Consider the following 23,136-nt stretch of genomic DNA (forward strand, 5'->3'; position numbering starts at 1 on the left):
AAAAATAAAATTATTTTTCAAATGTTTTAGCAGCAAGTTTAAAATAAATTAAACTTATCGTAAATACCACAATTACAGCGCATAAAATATAGGTGGAATAAAAGTTCAACATTTGATTTCCAAATAAAATGGCCATAATAATTGAACTGACAGAGCTTCCGAGCGACGAAAAAATGACAATTAATGAAGTGAAAAGGTTGGCTTTTGCTTTATCAATCTGAGCAATCATTTTTGAATTGATAACAGGATATAAAGGAGATAAAAACAGTCCGATTATAGGAAATAAGAACAGCAATAATTTTGAGTCGTCTGTATCAAAAAGCTGTATTCCGATAATGACGATTAATACCAAAACAATTAATGACAGACACAAAACATAATATTTAGATAAAGAAAATCTTTGGATAATATTGGCGGTTATTGTTCTTCCGATGTAAGAGAAAAGAGCTAAAAATGAGGAAGCCTGAAGTGCAAAAAACGAATTTACCTTTAAATGATTTTTATAAAAAGAAGGCAGCCACGAATTAAAGCTTTGCTCAACAAATACAATTGAAAAAATTACGGCTAAAAATATGAGTAATAATGGATTAATTAATTTTAAAAGATCTTTGATAATATTTTCTTTCTCCGTTTTAATAGGTTCTGAAATCGGAAGTTTTGAGAATAGATAAATTGTTATGGCAGATAAAACTGAAATTGATAAAAATCCAAATTTCCAGAATTCTGAGAATTTACTCGAAATGATCCATCCAAAACCTGTATTCACTACAAAAATCCCGATCATAAAAGAAGCTTCAACACTGTTCATTGTTTTAGCGAGAGATTTTTCGTCTGAAATATTGTTTCTGATTATTCCAAAAACACAGATTTTACCAACCGCGAAACATGTCCCGATAATCGCAAACCAGAGCTTGTAAAACCAAAATACTTCTACAAATGGTAAAATAAGTGAACAAATCCCAACAATTGTTAATGCTAAAATCAGAGATTTTTTAGTACCGAATTTGCTGATAAAATTAACGGCGAAAAGTGAAATAACAGCGATCGGAAGATCTTTAAAAGATTCTAGAAAACCCAGTTTTTCATAGGTGATTTTTGCCTCCGAAAGTTGAAGAATTACAATGCCCATGCAGTTTAGCACCATGGAGAAAATAAGAAAAGTTAACTTTAGCGGAAGTGAAATTTTGGAGAGCTTGGTTGACATTTTGGGGATTGTTTTTATTGTTTTTTTGCCAATTTTTGATGATTATTAAGAAAAAATTATGCCTTTAAACCCCCAAAAATAAACGAAATATTAAAATAATTATTAATAAAATGTTAATTATTTAAAAAAAAATATATTTTTATTGTCTCAATTTGAGAATTAAAAAACTAACTGTATATGAATGTAAGAATATCTAGAAGTTTGGGAATGGTTGCAGTGCTATATTTTACTGCCAACTTCAATGCCCAAAACACAAAGAAAGACACTCTTCCAAAAGAACAAAAAATAGAGGAAGTGGTAATGATCGGTTACGGTACTCAGAAAAAGAGTAATGTGACGGGTGCAATCTCAAGTATTAAAGCTGCGGACATTGATAACATTCCGGCAGGTAAACCGGAACAGGTATTGCAAGGTAGAGCAGCCGGTGTAAATGTAATATCAAATTCAGGACAACCAGGTTCTGCTGCGACAATTCGTGTAAGAGGTATTACCAGTTATTATGCCAATAATGATCCTTTATGGGTGGTTGACGGAATCGTAGTAGATGGAATTGGCTGGCTGAATCAATCGGACATTGAAAGCATTGAAGTATTGAAAGATGGTGCTTCTTCTGCAATCTATGGAGTTTCTGCAGCTAGAGGAGTAATCTTGGTGACTACCAAAAAAGGGAAAAAAGGTAGATTAAATCTTTCTTACAATGGATCTTACGGTACAGCAAGAGCTTCAAGAAAATTAGATCTTTTGGATGCAACTCAGTATGCAACAATCTTAAATGAAGCTTATGTAAATGGTGGACAAAGCCCAGTGTTCCAAAATCCACAATCTCTAGGAAAAGGTACAGATTGGCAAGATGCCATTTTCGGAACTGGTGAAAGATCTAATCATGAAATAAGCATCAGTGGAGGAAATGAAAAATCTACTTTTTACGGTTCATTCGGATATTTTGATCAGACAGGTATTGTGATGAGTGATATCTCTACTTACAAAAGATTAACAGGACGTTTAAACTCAACACATAAAGTTACAGACTGGTTAACAGTTGGGCAGACTTTTGCTTATACTCATACAAAATCTCAGGGAATTAATGCTAATGGTGAATTTGGAGGTCCTTTAAGCTCTGCTGTTAACTTGGATCCTACAACACCTTTAGTTGTGACCGACCCTGCTGTGGCTAATTCTAGTACATATTCAAATCCTAATATTGTAAGAGATCCTAATGGAAACCCTTATGGTATTTCTAATTTGGTAGGTCAGGAAATGTCTAACCCGCTTGCTTTTAGATATACACAACTAGGAAATACAGGTTGGTCTGATGATTTTATTGCTAATATTTTTGCTGAAGTGAAATTTGCAAAAGATTTTACATTTAAATCATCTATTAACGGTAAAAAATCATATTGGGGAAATCAAAGCTTTACACCGCTTTTTTATCTAAATCCAAATTACAGTAATTTAAATTTTAATAGCTTAAGCAGAACAACTCAGCAAAAACTAGAGTGGAGTTTTGAAAATACAGTTAACTGGCAAAAGAAATTTGGAGAGCATAATTTCAATGTTTTAGCTGGTACAGGTTATTACGAATATAATATTGGTTTCGGACAAACGGTAACGCATACTAACTTACCAATAAGCAGTTATCTGGATGCTTCCTTCAACTATTTTGTTCCACAGGATCAAAAAAATATGAACGCATGGGATTATGTAAATACTCATAAAGCATCGTATTTCGGAAGAGTTGTTTATGATTATGCTAATAAATATTTGTTTACTGGAACAATCAGACGTGATGGTTCTTCAAAATTTGGAGCGAATCATCATTGGGGAACTTTCCCTGCCTTCTCCGTAGGGTGGAATGTAGATAAAGAAAATTTCTGGCCGGAAAATAAAATCGTTAACAGTTTGAAATTACGCGGAGGATATGGGATTTTAGGGAATGACGGGATCGGAGATTTTCTTTTCGCCAGTTTCTATGTTCCTGGAGCAAATTACACAAACGGGAGTAATGTAATCATGCCGGGATATATTCCAAATACATTGGCAAATCCGGATTTGAAATGGGAAACTACTTCTCAATTAAATATCGCAGCAGATATTAAATTCTTGACCAATTTCAATTTAAGCGTTGATGTGTATAAAAAGAAAACTTCAGATATTCTAAGACAAATCCAAATCCCTGGATATGTAGGAGTAACAGTAGCTCCGACTGCAAATATTGGAGATATGGAAAATAAAGGGATAGAAGTAGAACTTGGTTATAAGAAAAATTGGTCAGATTGGGGAATTTCTGTGAACGGAAACTTTGCATATCTTAAAAATACCGTTACAAGTCTGGAACAAGGAAGACAATATATTGACGGACCTGGATTCCAATCTATGGGACCTGTTTCAAGAATTCAGGTAGGAGAATCTTACGGATCATTCTACGGATATAAGAATTTAGGTATTTTCCAAAATCAGGATCAGATTAATGCTTATAAAAATGCAAACGGTCAATTAATCCTTCCTGACGCAAAACCCGGAGATTTCATTTGGGCAGATTCAAATGGAGACGGAAAAATCAGTGATGCTGATAAAGTTAATTTAGGAAATTCAGTTCCGAAATTTAATTTTGGTATGACTATTAACTTAAACTACAAAAATTGGGATTTAATGGTTTTTGCTCAAGGACAAGCTGGAAACAAAATTTTCCAAGGTCTTAGACGTCTTGATATTTTGAATGCAAATTATCAAACAGCTATTTTAGATCGTTGGACAGGTGAAGGTACTTCTAACACAACTCCAAGACTTACAACTAATGATACCAATCATAATTACACTTGGATGTCTGATTACTATCTTCAAAAAGGTGACTATGTGAGAATAAAACTAGTTCAACTAGGATATACACTTCCACAAACAATGACACAAAATTTTGGAGTAAGCAAACTTCGTTTGTATGTAACAGGTGAAAACCTTTTCACATTTACGAAATATACAGGTTACGACCCTGAAATTGCAGCTGGTGATAGCTTTGGTATAGACAGAGCATATTATCCACAAGCTAAAACTTTCCTTTTCGGAGCTAACGTTACATTCTAAATAAGATTAAAAAAATGAAAAATAAAATATTTAAAATAAGCATAGCAGCATCATTATTTATCGGAAACCGGATTAATCAATGTAGCTTGTAATACAGATAATCTTGAAGACGTAAAAAACCTTGGAGCATTTGATACAAATAATTTCTTCAGAAATGAGCAAGAATGTTTCTTCGCTCTTGTAGGAACATATGATCCGTTAAGAAAATATGCAGGTGGTTTTGAAAATATGGTAACATTTTTTAATGCAGGATCTGATGATTTTTATGCAGGAGGGGGAAGTTCAACAGATGGTGCAGGGATTCAGGGATTATCAAATTATCAATTGAACCCGAATACAATGCCTGCAAGCTATTGGAGAGATTATTATCAGGGAATTTCCAGAGCTAATGTTTTGATAGAAAAAATTCCTGCAGCAGATATGAGTGATGCTGTAAAGAATAGGTTCACGGGAGAAGCTAAAACTTTAAGAGCTTTATATTACTTTGAGCTTGTAAGAATGTTTGGAAATATACCTTTAATTCTTAAAGAAATTAAAGCTACAGACGATTACTATAATATTCCTCAAACTCCTAAAGCTGCAGTATATGCTCAGATTGAGGCAGATTTACTTGCTGCTATTCCAGGGTTGCCAATGACAGTTTCGGGAGATCAAAAAGGACGATTAACGCAAGGAGCTGCAAAAGCATTACTTGGAAAAGTTTATTTATTTGATAATAAAAAAGCTGAAGCGGCTGCACAGTTTGCTGACGTAAACGGAACTCCTGGTGGAACAAGCCAGTACGGATACAAATTGGTAAGTGATTTTGCAAGTCTTTGGATTACAGATAATAAATTCACTACGGAATCTATCATCGAAGTGATGCATACCAACAAAGGAAATTCTGACTGGAGTTTCTGGGGACAAGGTAATGATGAAGGGAACTCTACTAATATTATGGTTGCTCCGAGAGGATATAGTAAGAAAACTGCGGATGCACCAGATGTTGTTGCAGGTTGGGCATTTAATGCTATTACAACAGATTTATTCAACTTTATGCAAGGTGACCCAAGAATGGATGCGACAATTTTGAATGTAAAAGTTCTTAAACAACAAAATAAAGCTGATTATTCTCCTGCTTATATGGATAGCGGATATTTTTTAAATAAATATATGCCAACAAAAGACGAAGTAACCACTTTGCCTGGTCCAGCAGAATTAAACTACCGTCAAAACTATATCTACCTTAGATTAGCAGATACTTATTTAATGGAAGCTGAAGCACTTAACGGTTCTGGCTCAAGAGCACAAGCTTTGTTGGATGCTGTAAGAGCAAGAGTTGGTTTAGCATCAGTTCCTGTTTCTATGCAAGCTGTTAAAGATGAGAGAAGAAGAGAACTAGTTGGTGAAGGACACAGATGGTTCGATTTGGTAAGATGGGGTGATGCTCCTGCTAAACTAGGCGCAAGAGGATTCACTGCTGGTAAGAATGAAATTCTGCCAATTCCTTATACAGAACTTACAGGTACAATTCTTAAACAAAATCCTAATTATTAATTTTAATAAACATGATAACTAAATATATTAACAAGAGTCTTTTATTAGGACCAGCGATATTTTTTCTGGCAAGTTGTTCTCCGGATACTATAGACGGTGAAGGAAACGGACTTTCTCAAGGAGCTGTAGATGGTTCTTTTAAAGTAGCAAAAACAGCGGAAAATAGATATAGATTAACAACAAATGCTAATAACTATATCATGACAAAATGGAATATTGATGATGAAGGTTTTAATATAGGAAAAAACATACAGGATATTTTTCTTCCGGATGCAGGAACTTATGTTGTAGAACATCAGGCGTTTGGAATTGGTGGAGTATTAGCGGGTACAGGAACTCAGACTATCACAGTTCCCACTTCAGATCCAATTTCAGGAAATATGATTTTAGGAGGAAGATTTGATACACCAGATGAAGTTTCGAAATGGACAACTCACAAAATAAGTGCTTCAGGTTCGCAATGGGTTTTTGCTAATGGTAAAGCTACTATTGTTGCATCAGGTGGTTCACAACAGGGTATTTATCAGGCAGTAAATGTTGTTGCCGGACAAAAATACTCAATTGATATGGTTGCTTCATCCGATACACCTCTTGTAGATACGTGGTTTGAAGTTTATGTTTTAAATAGTATTCCGGTTACAGGTCAGGATATATCAGGAACGGTTTATCGAAATATCAATACATGGTCAGGATGTGGGAAATCTGCATTCAAAGGAAAAGTTTCATCTGTAGGATGTGATACCGTTAAAAATGCGGGTGTTTACACAGCAACAACTACAGGAACTGTTTATTTGGAGATAAAATGTGGAGGAACAACTGTTAACAGTTTAAGCATCGACAAAGTAGAATTCCGTAGAATGCAATAATTTTTGCAATATAAATGTAATATGAAATCACAATATTCATATAGTTTCGTACTTAGAAGTGCTGCACTCTGCGGTGTAGCGCTTCTTTCTTTTTTAAACTGTAGCAGCACATCTTCGGATTTAGCCAATAATGGCGATAATTCAGGGAACAATGGAAGCGGAAATACTTCCGGAGATCCGGTACAGGCATGGTTGACAAAAGGAGATCAAACAGTGAAACTACAACAACAGGGTACAGCTTATTTTTCTGGGACTTCAGGAACTGGGACAACGATCGAAGTGGATGCTTCACAGGTTTTCCAAAGTATTGATGGTTTCGGATATACGCTTACTGGTGGGAGTGTTCAGGTAATTAATCAGCTGAATGCAACCAAGAAACAGGAATTGTTGAATGACTTATTCAGCAGTTCAGGAATTGGAATTAATTATTTAAGAATCAGCATCGGTGCTTCAGATTTGAACAGCGAAGTTTTTTCTTATGATGATTTGCCGGCAGGACAGACAGATGCTTCGCTTGCTCAATTTAGTTTAACTAAAGATCAGGCTGTTATCCAGATGTTAAAAGATATTTTGCTGATCAATCCGAATATTAAAATTTTAGCAACACCTTGGTCACCACCGGTTTGGATGAAAGATAACGGAAACACCGTCGGAGGAAGTTTAAAACCTGAATTTTACGGAGTTTATGCCCAATATTTTGTAAAATATATTCAGGCAATGCAGGCTCAGGGAATTAAAATCGATGCGATCACACCACAAAACGAACCATTACATCCCGGAAACAATCCGAGTATGTATATGACTTCTACAGATCAGACGAATTTCATCAAGAATAATCTGGGTCCCGCTTTTCAGGCTGCAAGTATTAACACTAAAATTATTGCTTACGATCACAATTGCGATAATCCGGCTTATCCTTTAGCAGTTTTAAATGACACAGCAGCAAATCCTTATGTTGACGGATCGGCTTTTCATTTATACGCGGGAGATATTTCGGCTTTAGGTACGGTTCATAATTTATTTCCAAATAAAAACGTATATTTTACAGAACAATGGACGAGTTCTACCGGAGGTTTTTCCGGAGATTTGGATTGGCACGTAAAAAATGTGGTCATCGGATCGATGAGAAACTGGAGCAAAGTAGCCTTGGAATGGAATGTCGCAAATGATGCAGGTTTCGGACCTCACACAACGGGAGGTTGTACACAATGCAAAGGCGCAATTACAGTGAATGGAGCTACAGGTTACGACAAAAATGTTGCGTATTATATCATTGCTCATGCTTCAAAATTCGTACCTGTAAATTCTCAGAGAATTGCTTCTACACAAGGCGATAATCTTTCAACGGTAGCTTTTAAAACTCCGGCTGGGAAAACAGTTTTAATCGTTCAGAACAGCAATTCTGGCGATAAGACATTTAACATAAAATATAATCAAAAAATGGCTTCCGTAACAATGCCGGGAGTTTCGACAGCGACTTATATTTTTTAGAATAAAACATGAAATCGCGGTACTATTATTTGATTCAAAATATGATCTATCGCGATTACATGACTTTAGAAAAAATAAAAAACATTATATGAAAAGAGTTTATTTCTTATTAGCAATTACAGCATTTGGGATGAATGCATTCGGACAAAAGACAATCGATCAGAAAGTTTCTGAGCTGTTGTCGAAAATGACGTTAGAAGAAAAAGTAGGTCAGTTGGTTCAATACAGTGGTTTTGAATATGCAACAGGTCCTCAAAATTCCAATTCTGCGAATGTTTTAAATGAAATAAAACAAGGAAAAGTAGGTTCCATGCTGAATGTGGCGGGTTCAGAGGAAACCAGAAAATTTCAGGAACTCGCTTTAAACTCAAGATTAAGAATTCCTTTATTGTTCGGTCAGGATGTAATTCACGGATACAGAACGACTTTTCCTGTGAATCTTGGTCAGGCTGCAAGCTGGGATTTAGGTTTAATTGAAAAATCAGAAAGAATCGCCGCAACAGAAGCATCTGCTTACGGTATTCACTGGACTTTCGCACCAATGGTCGACATTGCAAGAGATCCGAGATGGGGAAGAGTAATGGAAGGTTCGGGTGAAGATACTTACTTGGGGACTTTAATTGGTTTGGCAAGAATCAAAGGTTTTCAGGGAAAAGGTCTTGGAAATCTTGACGCTATTATGGCTTGTGCAAAGCATTTTGCAGCATATGGAGCGGGAGTTGGCGGAAGAGATTACAATTCCGTTGACATGAGTTTAAGACAATTAAACGAAACCTATTTACCGCCTTTCAAAGCGGCTGCAGAAGCGGGAGTTGCGACTTTTATGAACTCTTTTAATGATATCAATGGAATTCCGGCAACGGGAAATAAATACATTTTAAGAGATCTATTAAAAGGTAAATGGAATTATAAAGGTTTTGTGGTTTCAGATTGGGGAAGTATCGGTGAAATGGTTTCTCACGGTTATGCTAAAGACAATAAAGAAGCGGCGGAAAGAGCCATCAATGCAGGAAGCGATATGGATATGGAAAGTAGAGCTTACATGGCAGAACTTCCTAATTTGGTTAAAGAAGGCAAGGTTGATCCAAAGTTAATTGATGATGCAGCAAGAAGAATTTTAGTTAAAAAATTTGAAATGGGATTGTTCGACGATCCTTACAGATTCAGTAACGAAAACAGACAGAAAGAGCAGACCAACAATCAGGAAAACAGAAAATTCGGAAGAGAATTTGGCTCAAAAAGTATTGTTTTACTGAAGAATCAAAAAAATATTCTTCCGCTTTCAAAATCCACGAAAACGGTTGCTTTAATCGGACCTTTCGGAAAAGAAACTTCTGCCAATCACGGTTTTTGGTCGGTCGCTTTTAAAGATGATAATCAAAGAATCATCACTCAGTTCGACGGAATTAAAAATCAGTTAGATAAAAACTCAACTTTATTGTACGCAAAAGGTGCGAATGTTGATGATCAGGACAAATCGATGTTTGCAGAAGCGGTGGAAACGGCAAAAAAAGCAGACGTTGTGATTATGACTTTAGGTGAAGGTTCTGCCATGAGCGGTGAAGCGAAAAGCAGAAGTAACCTGCATTTCACAGGAGTTCAGGAAGATCTTTTGAAAGAAATTGCAAAAACTGGAAAACCGATCGTTTTAATGATCAACGCAGGAAGACCTTTGGTTTTTGACTGGGCTGCAGACAATATTCCGACGATCATGTACACTTGGTGGTTGGGAACGGAAGCCGGAAATTCGATCGCGGATGTTCTTTTCGGAACAGTAAATCCGGGTGGAAAATTACCGATGACTTTTCCTAGAACGGAAGGACAGATTCCGGTGTATTATAATCATTACAATACAGGAAGACCTGCGAAAAACAACACCGACAGAAATTACGTTTCGGCTTACATCGATCTGGATAACGACCCGAAGTTCCCGTTTGGTTTTGGCTTAAGTTATACTCAGTTTAAATATTCTGAAATGAATTTAAGTTCGACAAAGCTTAAAGGAAATCAAAGCTTAACGATCAGTGTAAATGTAGCCAATACCGGAAATTACGATGGGGAAGAAGTGGTGCAGTTATACATCAGAGATTTGTTTGGAAAAGTGGTGAGACCTGTGAAAGAATTGAAAGGTTTCCAAAAAATATTCATCAAAAAAGGAGAAAGTAAGACCGTCAATTTTACATTAACTCCGGAAAATTTAAAATTCTATGATGATCAGTTAAATTTTGATTGGGAAAGCGGAGATTTCGACATCATGGTCGGAACCGATTCTCAGAATGTTCAGAAAAAGACAATTAATTGGTCAAAATAAATAATAGTTTACTTCAACTAAGAGCGGGATAAAACCCGCTTTTGGTGGTAAAAAACTGTTCGTTTTTTAGATGATTGAGGAAACAATAATGTTTGTCATTCAGAACGAAACAAAGTGGAGTGACGAATCTATTTTACATAGAAATTCTTCTTGCTTCGGAATAAAAAAAATTGAAAATAAATAAATAATAAATTTTTAACGCAAAGATTTAAATATTGAAACTATAAATTTTAAGGTGCAAAGAATTGCGACAAGTCGCTTATTAAGCAAGCTTCATAAAATCAATTTATTGATTCAATCTTTGCTCCTTAAAATCAAAATTAATTTAAATAAAACTTTGCGTTAAAAAACAGCAGTATCAATTAATAATAACAGAGCAATTAATAAAAAACATAAAACCAAGAATCTCGATGAAATTCCAACATATCATTCGCCTTTTAATCGGAGGAACACTCCTTTTTTCTGTTTCGAATTGTGCTTCAAATAAGCCTGATTTTGATAGAAAAATGATTTGGAATGACGAGTTTAACGGAAAAGGATTACCGGATTCTTCCAAATGGAATTATGAAGTCGGAGGTGATGGGTACGGAAATAATGAAGCTCAGTTTTACACCAAAAACCGCTTGGAAAATGCAAGAGTTGAAAACGGAAATCTTGTGATTGAAGCCAAAAAAGAAAACTGGGAAAAGAATAAATATACTTCCGCAAGACTTTTAACAAAAGGAAAATTTTCCTTTCAATACGGAACTGTCGAAGTTCGTGCTAAACTTCCGAAAGGTCGCGGAACTTGGCCCGCCATCTGGATGATGAGCGAAAATATGAAAAAATGGCCCGATGACGGGGAACTGGACATCATGGAACATGTTGGTTTTAATCAGGGGTATATTCATGCTTCGGCTCACACGAAAAAATACAATCACATCATCGGAACTCAGAAAACCGATACGCTGATTGTAAAAGATGCAAGTGAAAAATTCCATGTCTATAAAGCAGATTGGACGCCGGAGAAAATTGATATTTATGTTGATGATCAGAAGTTTTTCACGTATGAAAATAAAGAAAAAACGTATGAATCGTGGCCTTTTGATCAGCCTTATTTTATCATTTTAAATTTGGCGGTCGGCGGATTTTGGGGCGGAAAAGAAGGAATTGATGATACTATTTTTCCTCAAAAGTATTACATAGATTACGTAAGAGTGTATAAAAATAATTAATCTTAAAATTCGAAAGAATTTTTGACAAGGTGGTTAAATATAAATAGAAAAAAGAAGAAGAAATAAATGAAAAAGCTAATTGTAAGTTGCTTTGTCATCGGAATGATTTTCAATGCCAATGCACAGAATTACTGGAAAAAGAATGCAGGCAAAACAGCCCGAATTATTCTTACCAATGCTAAAACCAACGAAAAACTGGCAGATAAAGGAACGGTAAAATTTGAAAAATTCGATCAGCCTAAAGAAAACGAACCCAGTATTTTTGTTGATCCGGATTTTAAATATCAGAAATTAATAGGAATCGGAGGTGCGATTACAGATGCTGCTGCTGAGACTTTTTATAAAATGCCGAAGGATAAGCAAAAGGAAATTATCGAAGCGTATTACGGGAAAAACGGGTTGGGATATTCAGTTGTTCGTACCAATATGAACTCTTGCGATTTCTCCAGCGATTCTTACACTTATGTTCAGGATAATGATACTTCATTGAAGTCATTTAATGTGGCTCACGATGAAAAGTTTAAAATCCCGATGATTAAAGAAGCTCAGAAATCAATTGGAAGCAATTTTAAATTATATTTTTCTCCGTGGAGTCCGCCGGCTTGGATGAAAACCAATAAAAATATGCTGAATGGCGGTAAGCTGGAAAGTCAATATTATCAGACTTGGGCAAATTATTACGTGAAATTCATTCAGGAATATGAGAAAAGAGGAATTAATATTTGGGGATTAACGATTCAGAATGAAGCAATGGCAAAGCAAACTTGGGAATCTTGTTTGTACACCGCTGAAGAAGAGGGTAATTTCCTGAAAAATAATCTGGGACCAACGCTTTGGAAAAACGGATATAAAGATAAAAAAGTAATGATCTGGGATCACAACAGAGACCTGATTTATCAAAGAGCAACCACCACATTAAGCGATCCCGAAGTTTCTAAATATACTTCCGGAATTGCCTATCACTGGTACGAAGTTTGGCATAACAGAACTCAGTTATTCGATAATGTAATGGAAACGAAAAGAGCTTTTCCCGATAAATTCTTAGCGTTTACGGAAGGTTGTAAGGAGGTTTTCAAAATGGAGAGAATCGAAGATGTAAGCTTGGGAGAGTTGTATGGTAAAAATATGATCAACGATTTCAACAGAGGAACTTCTTTATGGACAGACTGGAACGTGCTTTTAGACGAAACAGGTGGACCAAACCACGTCGGAAATTTCTGTTTTGCACCCATCATTGCTGATACTAAAACAGGAGAAGTGCATTACACGTATGAATATTATTATGTAGGACAGGTTTCTAAATACATAAAACCAAACGCACAAAGAGTCGGAAGTTCTGCCAATACATCAGATTTAACATCGACTTCATTCATGAATGAAAACGGACAATTAGTAACCGTCATCATGAATGACACAGACAAAGATATCGACGCCAATCTTTGGATCGAAGGGATGTCAGCAAAATTATCGGCTCCGGCTCATTCTATACAGACAGTAATTTTATAGACTTCATATTAACATTTTTATTATTAAGAATCGGCGGCACCTTTGGTGCCGCCGATTTGATTTTATGATATGCTAATTATCTTTTCTTTCCAGTAAAATCCACTCATTAAAAGTGGCTTCACCGCCAATGCCTTTTATAAAATATTTGCCACCCTCTTTTTTTATATAAAAAGCAGGAGAATCGGCCTTGCAATCGATCTCTTCATCATTATAATACAATTCTAAAATGTTATTATTGCTTTTTATGAGATATTTTCCATTGCATCTTATCGGTTCATGGTAAGTATTTGTTTCAAGTATAGCTTCATTGCCTTGAATTTTAAATGAATAACTGATAGAAGCCATTCCTGTTGTTGTAGCTTCTGTCTCTATGTAAACAGAATAATTTCCTTTGAATGTGTCTGGTTTATTATTTTCATTAACAGCAAGATTTGCTTTATGATATTTATAAGTTTTGCCTTTATCATAAGTCGTTTTTATACCAACGTAATCATCACCAAGCCATATTGTTTCTGCAATGTTGAAATTATTTGATGAAAAACTTCTGTGTTCTGTAAATGTTTTATCATCATTAATTTTTAAAACTCCTAAAAAGCTTTTATTAGTTTCATAAACGTAATTATAACGATAAACCAAATATTTCGTTTGAGGAGAAATGATAGGTTTTTCCACTTTATCATCTCCAACTGAAATAATACGGTAAGCTGAAAAATCGAATTTATTGATTAATTCAAGTTCACTAAAACCTAAATTGTCACGTGAGCTATTAGCGGAAAAAGCATATATATTTAAAGTTGGGTAAAATCCTAAATACTCATATTTGTTTTCTCCTTCTTTAGCTACATTTTCTTCAGTTTTAAGTTTAAGAATTTTATTGTTTATTTCCAATAAATAATTATTGTCTTTAATCGGTAACGGAGAATTTGTTATGGAGTTAGAAGTACTTTTTAGATTATCATATTCATCTTTAGTAATTTCCGAGAATTCCAAAGGCGGAAGTATTTCAAACTTATCTTGATAACCAACTTCAAAGTATTTTAAACTTTTAATATCAATAATATTTTTCTGAACTGATGATATTGTTTGTGTATTCTTTTCTTTATTGCAACTGAAAAGAATTACCGCGAGAATGAGTATTTGTATAATATTTTTCATCTGTGTGGTTAATTGTATAAAAAAACCCAAAGTAAAAATTCACTTTGGGTTATATATTTAAATAATGATTGTAAAACTATTATTCAACATCATATTTACTGATTACCTTCTGAGTAACTCCAGAGCTGCTGAATCCTCCGTCGTGGAAAAGATTCTGCATCGTTACTTTTTTAGTAAGATCAGAGAAAAGAGTAACGCAGTAATCTGCACATTCTAATGCGGTAGCATTTCCTAGCGGAGACATATCTTCAGCATATCCAAGGAAACCTCCGAAACCTTTCACACCGCTTCCTGCAGTGGTAGGAGTAGGAGACTGAGAAACCGTATTTACACGTACTTTTCTCTCACCCCAGTAATTTCCGAATGTTCTTGCGATACTTTCAAGATAAGCTTTGTTATCAGACATATCGTTGTAATCCGGGAACGTTCTCTGTGCTGCAATATAGGTAAGCGCCAAAATGCTTCCCCACTCATTCATACAGTCTTTTTCATAAGCGACACGCATTACTTTGTGGAAAGAAACGGCAGAAATATCCCAGCCTTTTTCCAACCAATCGTAATTCATTTCTGTATAATGTTTTCCTTTTCTTACATTGATAGACATTCCTATAGAATGAAGGATAAAATCGATTTTACCAAATTTTGCAACAGCGGCATCAAAAAGTTTTTCAAGATCTTCAATCGAAGTGGCATCTGCACCGATTATATCAGAACCTGTTTTTTCTGCTAAACCGTTTAATTCTCCCATTCTAAGAGCGATAGGAGCATTAGACAATATAAATTCAGCTCCTTCTTCATGACATCTTTCTGCAACTTTCCATGCAATAGATTGTTCATTAAGGGCTCCAAAAATAATTCCCTTTTTGCCTTTAAGTAAACCGTATGACATAATTTTTTAATGTTTATTAAGTTACAAATGTAGCAATAATTTGTCTTTAGAACATCATAAAAAACGGAGCCTTGTATAAAAAGGCTCCGTTTTTCTTGAAATTATTTATAAGACTGAAATTTTAATTGGTTTTCTTGTTCCATTCTGCTTTTACATCTTCTGCTGCATCTTTCGTTTTTTCCCATGCATCATTGGCTTTATCTTTAATATCATCCCAAGCATCGGATGCATTATTTTTTACTCTGTCTAGCCAGTCTTCCTGTTGAGCTTCTTCGTCATTGGCTCTTTTTTCGTTAATATAATCCTTTGCTCTGTCTGCCAGTTCTTCTATTTTCCATTTGGCATTGGTGGCTGCATCTTTTAAAGTGTCTTTCGTGTTGTCTACAGCATTTTCCGCTTTGTTGTATTCTGAATTATTCATAACATTAATATTTTGGTTATGTACGATTAATCAATAACTATTCCTAAAATTTCTGTGCACTGTTAAACTTTTCATAAAAATTTTATTGACAGTTTTCAGGCTTTTCTTTTATAGATGTATTTTGAAATGATAAATAATAATGACCAAAAACAAAAGCGTAACGTATCAAATTACAATGCTATTTATTGGAAGAGAAAAAATACGATTTTCAAGCTCATTTATCATTTTCGCGAACGCAAAAAGACCTTATTTACAAACAATTAGCAAAAAAATGTTTTCATTAAACAGTGATAAATTACATTTTATTCAATTTAAAGTGATTTTTTTAAGTAAATGTTAAATTTTGAATTAATTTAAAAATAAGGTAAAATTAGGTTTTGTAACGTTTAAACAAAGATTTAATATAGAATTAATTCTATGTTTACATTCATTAAACAGTGATTAAATATAGCTTTTTTGTTAGATTATTCACTATTTCGTGTGAAATTATAAAATTATTAAAAAATAGTATGTTTTATTGTTAATTATTATGTTTGCAGTCATAAACTATTATCTATATAATAAACTTGAGATGCTAAAAAAAACAAAAATTCAAATCTTATTCACCGCCTTATTATTAATTAATTTTAATATTGTGATGGCTCAAGTAGGGATAGGTACACCTACTCCGAATGCTTCTGCCATGTTGGAAATTAATTCTAAAAACAAAGGAGTTTTATTACCGAGTATTGCTTTGACTTCTATTACAGATAACGTGACGGTTCCTTCGCCATCAATCGGATTGATCGTTTGGAATAACGGACAGGGTGGATTAACAGACATAGGATTATATTACTGGAACAACCTGAAATGGAACATGATTTCTGTAGGAACCTCAGGAAACGGACTTAATGGAGGAGGAAGCAGTTCTGCTACCAACTGGAATAATTCAGCGACAAACGCCGGGAATTACGGAGGTTCAAATACCAACTTATCTTTAGGAACAAATACATCGGATGATTTGGTTTTCAAGGTTAATTCTGTAAAATCAGGAAGATTGGGAACAGATAATTCTGTAAGTTTGGGTTCGGGCGCCAATGCAGGTCAGAATGGTATCGCCATAGGGATTTCAAGCTCGTCTTATCAAGGAGTTTCTGTAGGAAATGAAGCGTCTGTATTGGCAAATGACGGGTTGGCTTTAGGAAATAAATCTACAGCAGGAGCTTTTCAGTCGAATGCAATCGGATATAATGCCAAAACAAATAAAAACGAATCAACCGCTTTAGGAAATAATTCTTTTGCCGATGGTTTTCAATCTACGGCAATTGGATTTAACGCTAAAACAACAGCAAATGAATCTTCTGCTTTAGGAAATAATTCGGTAGCGGCAGGTTTTCAGTCGGTGGCTTTAGGATATGGTGCAAAAACAAATGCGAACAGCGAAACGGCTATTGGATATAATTCAAATACAAACGGTCAAAATTCTACAGCAATCGGTTCCGGAGCATCATCAACAGGACAGAATTCTACGGCGATAGGATATAACGCGTCGACTTCTCAATATAATGCAATTGTTTTGGGTGATAATAACGCGTCTGTCGGAATTGGAACAAATACTCCCAATAATACGGCAAAAATTGACGTAAACGGACAATACAAGCTGGGAGACAGGGGAACGGTAAACAAAAACCAGATCAGTTTTGAAGTTTGGCCGAGTGTTTCTGTGAACAATCTGCCACCCGGAAAATCAACAACGATGAATATTACAATTCCTCCGGCTTTGAATACCGGATCTACAAGAGCAACGATTGTGGTAACACCGGCGGGAGATTTTGCAGGAAATTCTACGTTTTCAATTTCAAACCCGAGAATGACCTCAACATCGAATATTACCATCAATCTTACCAATATTTCATCAAGTGCAGAAAGTCTGAATTCTTCACACTTCTACGTAACGGTGAATGAATTTTAATAGAATTAAATTAAATAATTGAGCGCGCATCACTTCCAAAAGAAGAAATTTATTTTAAAATCTTAAATGGTTTTATTTGATCATAAAAAAAGGATTTCAGTATTGAAATCCTTTTTGTTTTTTTAGTCTTAAGCAAAAGCAAAACTTAATATTCTTAACCTCTTCATTTTCTTAATGGTAAAAAATAAATTTACTTAATAATTCTATCCAAAACCCAAGTAATCAGATTTTTTTCAGAAGCATGATGATCGGCAGAGAATTCTCCGCGTCTTCTGTTGGCGATTACATTATTTACCGTAATGGCTTTATGACCTAAAAGTTTAGACAAAGCATAAATTGCCGAAGTTTCCATTTCGAAATTGGTTACGCCAAGATCATTTAATGTTTCAAGGAATTTATCATCGAGTGCTTTCAGACGAAGCTGTCTTCCTTGTGGTGCGTAAAATCCGGGGAAAGTGGCTGTATTTCCGTGGTATTTTGCGTCTTTGTATAATTCTCCTAATTCCTCCGACCAATCTGCAAAATAAAGCATCGGCTTAATTTTCGCATAAGGGAATTTCTCTAAAAAGTTCTTAGAAAACTCATTTTCAAACGCATAATCCTGATAAAAATGCATCAAACCATCCAATCCTACAACATTCTGAGTCACCAACATATTGTCAACCTGAACATCAGGATTCACACTTCCGCAAGTTCCCATTCTGAATAATTGAAGCGCAGAATGTTCTGTTTTAAACTCTTTATTTTTAAGATCGATATTTACCAGCGCATCAAGCTCATTCATCACAATATCAATGTTTTCCGTTCCGATTCCGGTTGATAGTACGGTGATTCTTTCGCCTCTTAAAGTTCCTGTATGCGTGTAAAATTCTCTCTTGTTTTTCTTAATTTCTACTGTATCAAAATATTTTGAAACCTTCGCCACACGATCCGGATCACCAACAAGGATGATCTTTTCGGCAATATCTTCAGGCAAAAGATTTAGATGGTACACACTTCCGTCGTCGTTCAGAACAAGCTCTGAAGCAGCAAGTTTATCTAGCATAAATATGTTTTTATAGTTTAAAGTTGTTTTAAAATCCTCCCCAAATTCCCTTCCTCATTATCTTAAAACGAAGTCAAAAAAGTGAATTGACTTTCAGCGAATAATGAATTTTGATTTTCGGGATTTAAAATTAGTAAAAAATATGTTATCCAGAATGTAAACATAATTTAATTCAAAGTTAAAGTTGTGGTAACGTCTGATCGGTTGGGTATCGATAGTTTTGCACAAAAATTGAATGAGATCTTATCCGCTACTTATTGTGATTCTTTTAATTGGTTTTGCAGTAATGTCATTCAACCCGACGTATAAAGGGGTTGAAACTGAAAATTCTGTTGTTAATAAAGGCTTAACTGATTTTAAAACTAAACTTGACCAGTTAAAATCCGACGCTCACCAATTTTCAGAAGATAAAATTTCATTAGAAGATCTCCGAAAATCATTAAAAGAAACAAGAAATTCTTTCAAAGAAATTGAATTTTACGTGGCTTATCATTATCCTGAATTCACAAAAACTGACCTCAACGCGGCACCGTTATTTCATATTGAAGCGGCGGGAACTACAGCTTACACACTTCCTCCCAAAGGTTTGCAGGTGTTGGATGAATTGATATTTTCTGATGAAGCAAACGAGAAAAAAGAAGAAATCAAGACCATTACCGGTTTTCTGTACAACAGTTATGCAAGTTTTTATTTAAGTTCTGTTAAAAACGGCTTAAGCAAAGGGAATAACAAGACGTTGCCGTTAAGAATTGAACTGATCAGGATGTACAGTTTGGGCGTTACAGGTTTTGATACTCCAGGTTCTTTGAATATTTCTGAAGAAGCCAATCATACTTTTTTAGGAATGAAAAAGTACATTAATGATGATCCTTATTTTAAAAATTATAATGTTCAGAAAGCGAATACAATTTTAACGGAAGGAATTGATTATCTTTCGAAGAATACCGATTTTGAAAGTTTTGACAGGATAGAATTCTACAAAAAATATATTCAGCCTTTGTATGAAGAATTGGGAAATTGGGACGGCAGAAGTGATGACTTAAAAGAGTTTTCTGGCTGGAATGTAAGTAATAAAAACCTTTTCAGCAGCGATTTTCTTGATCCGTATTTTTATACTTTATTGAAAAAAGAGGAAGATAATGTCGATGTAAGAAAATTAGGAAAAGAGATTTTTTACGATCAAAACTTAAGCGACAACGGAAAAATGAGCTGTGCAACCTGTCATTTACCGGAAAATGCTTTTACAGATTTGAAAGCGAAATCTCCAAGTAATATTGAAGGGAAAACGGTATTGAGAAATTCACCATCTTTATATAATGCGGTTTTTGCGAAAAGATTTTTCTATGACTTAAGAGCTTTTTATCTTGAACAACAGGCGGAACACGTTATTTATAATGAAAATGAATTCAATACAAGTTATGAAAGCATCATTAAAAAATTAAAGACAAAACCTGAATATAAAAAAGCATTCAAAACGGCCTTTAAAAACGGAAATATCAGCAGAGAGAATTTTTCAAAAGCACTGAGTTCTTATGTGGCATCTTTATATTCTTACGAAAGTGATTTTGATAAATTCATGAGAAATGAAAAAGAAATCTCTTCTGATGCAAAAAAAGGTTTTAACTTATTCATGGGAAAAGCGAATTGTGCAACTTGCCACTTTGCTCCGAATTTTTCAGGATTAGTTCCGCCGTTATTTAATGAAAATGAATCTGAAGTATTGGGGATTACAACAAAACCGATCAACCAGAAACCGTTGGAATTAGACGCTGATAAAGGAAGAATAACCAGTCCGGTGAAAAAGGAAAACTCTTGGATCTATGAAAATTCGTTTAAAACGGTAACGGTAAGAAATGCAGCGTTGACAAAACCGTATTTCCACAACGGAGCTTTCAATACGTTGGAAGAAGTGATGGATTTCTATAATGAAGGGGGAGGAGAAGGTCTTGGTCTTAAAATGAAAAACCAGACTTTAGCTCCGGATAAATTGAATTTGACTCCAACGGAAATTAAGCAGGTTATTGCCTTCTTAAATACGTTGACAGACATAAGTAAAACAAAAAAATAAATCAATGGTGAGGAGTGGTTTAAAGAATGTAAAAGTTAAAAGTTGCATTTCTTTATCCGCTTCCTCACTTTTTAATATTTTTTTAATTTAACATAAAATTAATCTAATTAACGTTTGGTTTTCTATTAATTAATATTCATTGAGGTTTATTTAAAGTCCTATTAATAAAGGCTTAAAAGCAATCGTATAGCTTTGCAACGTCTAATAAATCGAAATTTATAATGAAAAGAAAACTACTAACAATTGCAGCTCTTGCAATGGTCTCGAGTTCTTTATTGAATGCGCAGACTTTTATTTTTAATAAGAATGCTTCTTGGAAATACAATGACGGTAACGTTGCTTTAGCATCTCAGTGGAAAGATACTACTTTTGATGTTTCTGCTTGGTCTCAAGGTAACGGACCTCTTGGTTACGGTGATCCTGTAACAACTACAACGGCTACAGGTCTTACGACAGCTTATTTTGCTAAAGATTTTACGGTAAACTTAAACGATCTTTCTACAACCATGGAATTGGGCGTAATGAGAGACGACGGTATTGTTGTTTATCTTAACGGTGAAGAAGTAATAAGAGACAATATGCCGGCTGGTGTAATAGATTTCAGTACTTTATCTAGTACAATCATCGACGGTGCTGCAGAAAGTGTTTACAATGTATTCTCTATTCCTAAATCTAAATTCGTAAACGGAACCAACAGAATTTCTATCGAATTGCACAACAGAAGTACTACAAGTTCTGATTTAAGAATCGATGCTTATCTTAAAACGGTAGGAACAACAACACCAGTTCCTTGTAACGCAGCCCACATCAGTTGTTTTACTTCAATCGTTCCGACGGTTCAGACTAATAAATTAATCATTCCTGCTGAACATAAATATCAATTGATCTTAAAAGAAGGAGATAATTATACAGAAGGAGGAGGATTAGTTGGAGGTCAAAATGACTTTACAGCTTATGTTCCTAAAAACGCAAGTGCTACCAACGGATATCTTTCTGTAAACCACGAAACGAATCCTGGAGGAGTTACGATGGCAGAAATCAACTATAACAGTTCTACAAAACTTTGGCAATTAACGAAATCTAGAGCGGTAAGCTTCTCAGCTCCGAGTTTGGTTCAGACGATCAGAAACTGTTCTGGAGGAATTACACCATGGGGAACTGTGGTTACAGCAGAAGAGCAGACTACTTCAAGTGATGTAAATGCCGATGGAATGAAAGATTATGGTTGGTTGGTAGAGATCGATCCTGCAACTGCTCAGGTTATTTCTCAAAATGCTGACGGATCTAAAGGAAAACTTTGGCAAATGGGTATTATGAACCACGAAAATGTTGTGATAAATAATGCAGGAACTATAGCATATTACGGTGAAGATGGTGGAACGCACATGGTTTACAAATATGTGATGGATACTCCGAACAACCTTTCTTCAGGAAATCTTTATGTGTTAAAATTAGATCAAGGTCTTAGCAACGGAGATCCTGTAGCGACAACAGGTGTTTGGGTTCAGGTTCCTAACAAGATGAAAGCTGACCAAAACAATACAGCAACTTTAGCTCAATCTCTTGGAACTTCTTTCAACGGAGTTGAAGATGTTGATATCAGTCCGCTTGATGGTAAAATCTATTTTACAGCGAAAGGTTTAAATAAAGTATACAGACTTCAGGACAACGGAATGACGACTTCTCAGGTTGAAACTTTCGTAGGTGGTCTTACAACAAATTATTCTTTCGACACCGCTCAGGGAACAAAAACTGAAGCTTGGGGAGATGGAAATGACAACCTTACTTTCGACGAGCTTGGAAACCTTTGGGTTCTTCAGGATGGTGGTAAAAACTACATCTGGGTAATTGCTCCGGATCACACTCAGGCAAATCCAAAAGTGAAACTGTTCGCTTCTATGCCTGCAGGTTCAGAGCCGACTGGTCTTACCTTTACACCGGATCACAAATTCGGATTCTTCTCGATTCAGCACCCGGATTCTACAATTTCTACGGATATTGATGCAACTGGAAATACAATCGACTACAAAGGGAAATCTGCTACGATCGTAGTTGCTCTTAAAAATAACTTAGGAACAACAGGATCTTTAGGAACTATTGATGCTCAAGCAGAAAATACTGTTACCGTTGCTCCGAACCCGACTTCTGGAATGGTGAAAATCAACTCTCCAAAAGGATTGAAAGATATTTCTGTAACGGCTTACAGCATCGATGGTAAAATTGTTTTCACGAAGAAATTCTCAGGAACAAACAAATCTTTAGACTTAGATTTTACAAGTCAATTGGACGCTTCAAGAGTTTTGATTTTAAATATCGAAGCTGATGGAGGATTCCAACAGACGGTAAAACTTTTGAAAAAATAAATTATTAATATTTACAATTGCTGCCGGTAATATTTTAT

General features: G+C 35.0%; 15 protein-coding genes. 10 read left to right on the forward strand and 5 right to left on the reverse strand.

Annotated elements, in window-relative coordinates; genetic code table 11:
- Positions 1 to 10 precede the first annotated feature (10 nt).
- Positions 11 to 1,204, reverse strand: a complete 1,194-nt coding sequence (locus J3D55_RS12465; RefSeq protein ID WP_259131539.1) for an MFS transporter — start codon at positions 1,202 to 1,204, stop codon at positions 11 to 13.
- Positions 1,205 to 1,381: 177 nt separating this feature from the next.
- Between J3D55_RS12465 and J3D55_RS12470 the strand changes: the two genes are divergently transcribed.
- From J3D55_RS12470 to J3D55_RS12500, 7 genes are all read left to right on the forward strand, one after another.
- On the forward strand, positions 1,382 to 4,282 hold the full coding sequence (locus J3D55_RS12470; RefSeq protein WP_259131541.1) for a SusC/RagA family TonB-linked outer membrane protein: 2,901 nt from the start codon (positions 1,382 to 1,384) through the stop codon (positions 4,280 to 4,282).
- 228 nt (positions 4,283 to 4,510) lie between these two features.
- Complete coding sequence (locus tag J3D55_RS12475; protein WP_259131543.1) at positions 4,511 to 5,818, forward strand: RagB/SusD family nutrient uptake outer membrane protein; 1,308 nt, start codon at positions 4,511 to 4,513, stop codon at positions 5,816 to 5,818.
- 11 nt (positions 5,819 to 5,829) lie between these two features.
- Complete coding sequence (locus J3D55_RS12480) at positions 5,830 to 6,684, forward strand: hypothetical protein (protein ID WP_259131545.1); 855 nt, start codon at positions 5,830 to 5,832, stop codon at positions 6,682 to 6,684.
- Positions 6,685 to 6,705: 21 nt separating this feature from the next.
- Positions 6,706 to 8,175 carry a glycoside hydrolase family 30 protein gene (locus J3D55_RS12485; protein ID WP_259131547.1) on the forward strand — a complete coding sequence of 490 codons (1,470 nt, stop codon included), beginning with the start codon at positions 6,706 to 6,708 and terminating at the stop codon, positions 8,173 to 8,175.
- Between the two features lie 88 nt (positions 8,176 to 8,263).
- Positions 8,264 to 10,486: a beta-glucosidase BglX gene (gene bglX, locus J3D55_RS12490; protein ID WP_259131548.1), complete on the forward strand. Its 2,223-nt coding sequence runs from the start codon at positions 8,264 to 8,266 to the stop codon at positions 10,484 to 10,486.
- A 410-nt stretch (positions 10,487 to 10,896) separates the two neighbouring features.
- Complete coding sequence (locus J3D55_RS12495) at positions 10,897 to 11,700, forward strand: glycoside hydrolase family 16 protein (protein WP_259131549.1); 804 nt, start codon at positions 10,897 to 10,899, stop codon at positions 11,698 to 11,700.
- A 66-nt stretch (positions 11,701 to 11,766) separates the two neighbouring features.
- The gene (locus J3D55_RS12500) at positions 11,767 to 13,206 is read left to right on the forward strand and encodes a glycoside hydrolase family 30 protein (protein WP_259131550.1); all 1,440 of its coding nucleotides are present in this window, start codon (positions 11,767 to 11,769) and stop codon (positions 13,204 to 13,206) included.
- A gap of 72 nt (positions 13,207 to 13,278) precedes the next feature.
- Here J3D55_RS12500 and J3D55_RS12505 read toward each other — a convergent pair whose 3' ends face one another.
- From J3D55_RS12505 to J3D55_RS12515, 3 genes are all read right to left on the reverse strand, one after another.
- A complete protein-coding gene (locus J3D55_RS12505) occupies positions 13,279 to 14,361 on the reverse strand; it encodes a hypothetical protein (protein ID WP_259131551.1) in 1,083 nt (360 codons plus the stop codon).
- A 79-nt stretch (positions 14,362 to 14,440) separates the two neighbouring features.
- Complete coding sequence (locus tag J3D55_RS12510; RefSeq protein WP_259131553.1) at positions 14,441 to 15,250, reverse strand: enoyl-ACP reductase FabI; 810 nt, start codon at positions 15,248 to 15,250, stop codon at positions 14,441 to 14,443.
- Between the two features lie 121 nt (positions 15,251 to 15,371).
- On the reverse strand, positions 15,372 to 15,671 hold the full coding sequence (locus J3D55_RS12515; protein WP_259131554.1) for a hypothetical protein: 300 nt from the start codon (positions 15,669 to 15,671) through the stop codon (positions 15,372 to 15,374).
- Positions 15,672 to 16,242: 571 nt separating this feature from the next.
- Between J3D55_RS12515 and J3D55_RS12520 the strand changes: the two genes are divergently transcribed.
- Entirely contained in the window at positions 16,243 to 17,622 is a 1,380-nt protein-coding gene (locus J3D55_RS12520; RefSeq protein ID WP_259131555.1) for a phage tail-like protein, read from the forward strand.
- Positions 17,623 to 17,812: 190 nt separating this feature from the next.
- Here J3D55_RS12520 and J3D55_RS12525 read toward each other — a convergent pair whose 3' ends face one another.
- Positions 17,813 to 18,667: a nucleoside phosphorylase gene (locus J3D55_RS12525; protein ID WP_259131556.1), complete on the reverse strand. Its 855-nt coding sequence runs from the start codon at positions 18,665 to 18,667 to the stop codon at positions 17,813 to 17,815.
- A 235-nt stretch (positions 18,668 to 18,902) separates the two neighbouring features.
- Here J3D55_RS12525 and J3D55_RS12530 point away from each other — a divergent pair, with 235 nt between their 5' ends.
- Together J3D55_RS12530 and J3D55_RS12535 are read left to right on the forward strand one after the other, a co-directional pair.
- The gene (locus J3D55_RS12530) at positions 18,903 to 20,735 is read left to right on the forward strand and encodes a cytochrome-c peroxidase (protein WP_259131558.1); all 1,833 of its coding nucleotides are present in this window, start codon (positions 18,903 to 18,905) and stop codon (positions 20,733 to 20,735) included.
- Positions 20,736 to 20,956: 221 nt separating this feature from the next.
- Complete coding sequence (locus J3D55_RS12535) at positions 20,957 to 23,098, forward strand: alkaline phosphatase PhoX (RefSeq protein ID WP_259131559.1); 2,142 nt, start codon at positions 20,957 to 20,959, stop codon at positions 23,096 to 23,098.
- Positions 23,099 to 23,136 lie beyond the last annotated feature (38 nt).

The sequence above is a fragment of the Chryseobacterium ginsenosidimutans genome (assembly GCF_024807225.1).
Classification (GTDB): Bacteria; Bacteroidota; Bacteroidia; order Flavobacteriales; family Weeksellaceae; genus Chryseobacterium; species Chryseobacterium ginsenosidimutans.

Excerpts from the sequence above, each read along its gene's own strand:
- J3D55_RS12465 (WP_259131539.1), bottom strand. The coding sequence starts at position 1,204 with ATGTCAACCAAGCTCTCCAAAATTTCACTTCCGCTAAAGTTAACTTTT.
- J3D55_RS12470 (WP_259131541.1), top strand. The coding sequence starts at position 1,382 with ATGAATGTAAGAATATCTAGAAGTTTGGGAATGGTTGCAGTGCTATAT.
- J3D55_RS12475 (WP_259131543.1), top strand. The coding sequence starts at position 4,511 with ATGGTAACATTTTTTAATGCAGGATCTGATGATTTTTATGCAGGAGGG.
- J3D55_RS12480 (WP_259131545.1), top strand. The coding sequence starts at position 5,830 with ATGATAACTAAATATATTAACAAGAGTCTTTTATTAGGACCAGCGATA.
- J3D55_RS12485 (WP_259131547.1), top strand. The coding sequence starts at position 6,706 with ATGAAATCACAATATTCATATAGTTTCGTACTTAGAAGTGCTGCACTC.
- bglX (WP_259131548.1), top strand. The coding sequence starts at position 8,264 with ATGAAAAGAGTTTATTTCTTATTAGCAATTACAGCATTTGGGATGAAT.
- J3D55_RS12495 (WP_259131549.1), top strand. The coding sequence starts at position 10,897 with ATGAAATTCCAACATATCATTCGCCTTTTAATCGGAGGAACACTCCTT.
- J3D55_RS12500 (WP_259131550.1), top strand. The coding sequence starts at position 11,767 with ATGAAAAAGCTAATTGTAAGTTGCTTTGTCATCGGAATGATTTTCAAT.
- J3D55_RS12505 (WP_259131551.1), bottom strand. The coding sequence starts at position 14,361 with ATGAAAAATATTATACAAATACTCATTCTCGCGGTAATTCTTTTCAGT.
- J3D55_RS12510 (WP_259131553.1), bottom strand. The coding sequence starts at position 15,250 with ATGTCATACGGTTTACTTAAAGGCAAAAAGGGAATTATTTTTGGAGCC.
- J3D55_RS12515 (WP_259131554.1), bottom strand. The coding sequence starts at position 15,671 with ATGAATAATTCAGAATACAACAAAGCGGAAAATGCTGTAGACAACACG.
- J3D55_RS12520 (WP_259131555.1), top strand. The coding sequence starts at position 16,243 with ATGCTAAAAAAAACAAAAATTCAAATCTTATTCACCGCCTTATTATTA.
- J3D55_RS12525 (WP_259131556.1), bottom strand. The coding sequence starts at position 18,667 with ATGCTAGATAAACTTGCTGCTTCAGAGCTTGTTCTGAACGACGACGGA.
- J3D55_RS12530 (WP_259131558.1), top strand. The coding sequence starts at position 18,903 with ATGAGATCTTATCCGCTACTTATTGTGATTCTTTTAATTGGTTTTGCA.
- J3D55_RS12535 (WP_259131559.1), top strand. The coding sequence starts at position 20,957 with ATGAAAAGAAAACTACTAACAATTGCAGCTCTTGCAATGGTCTCGAGT.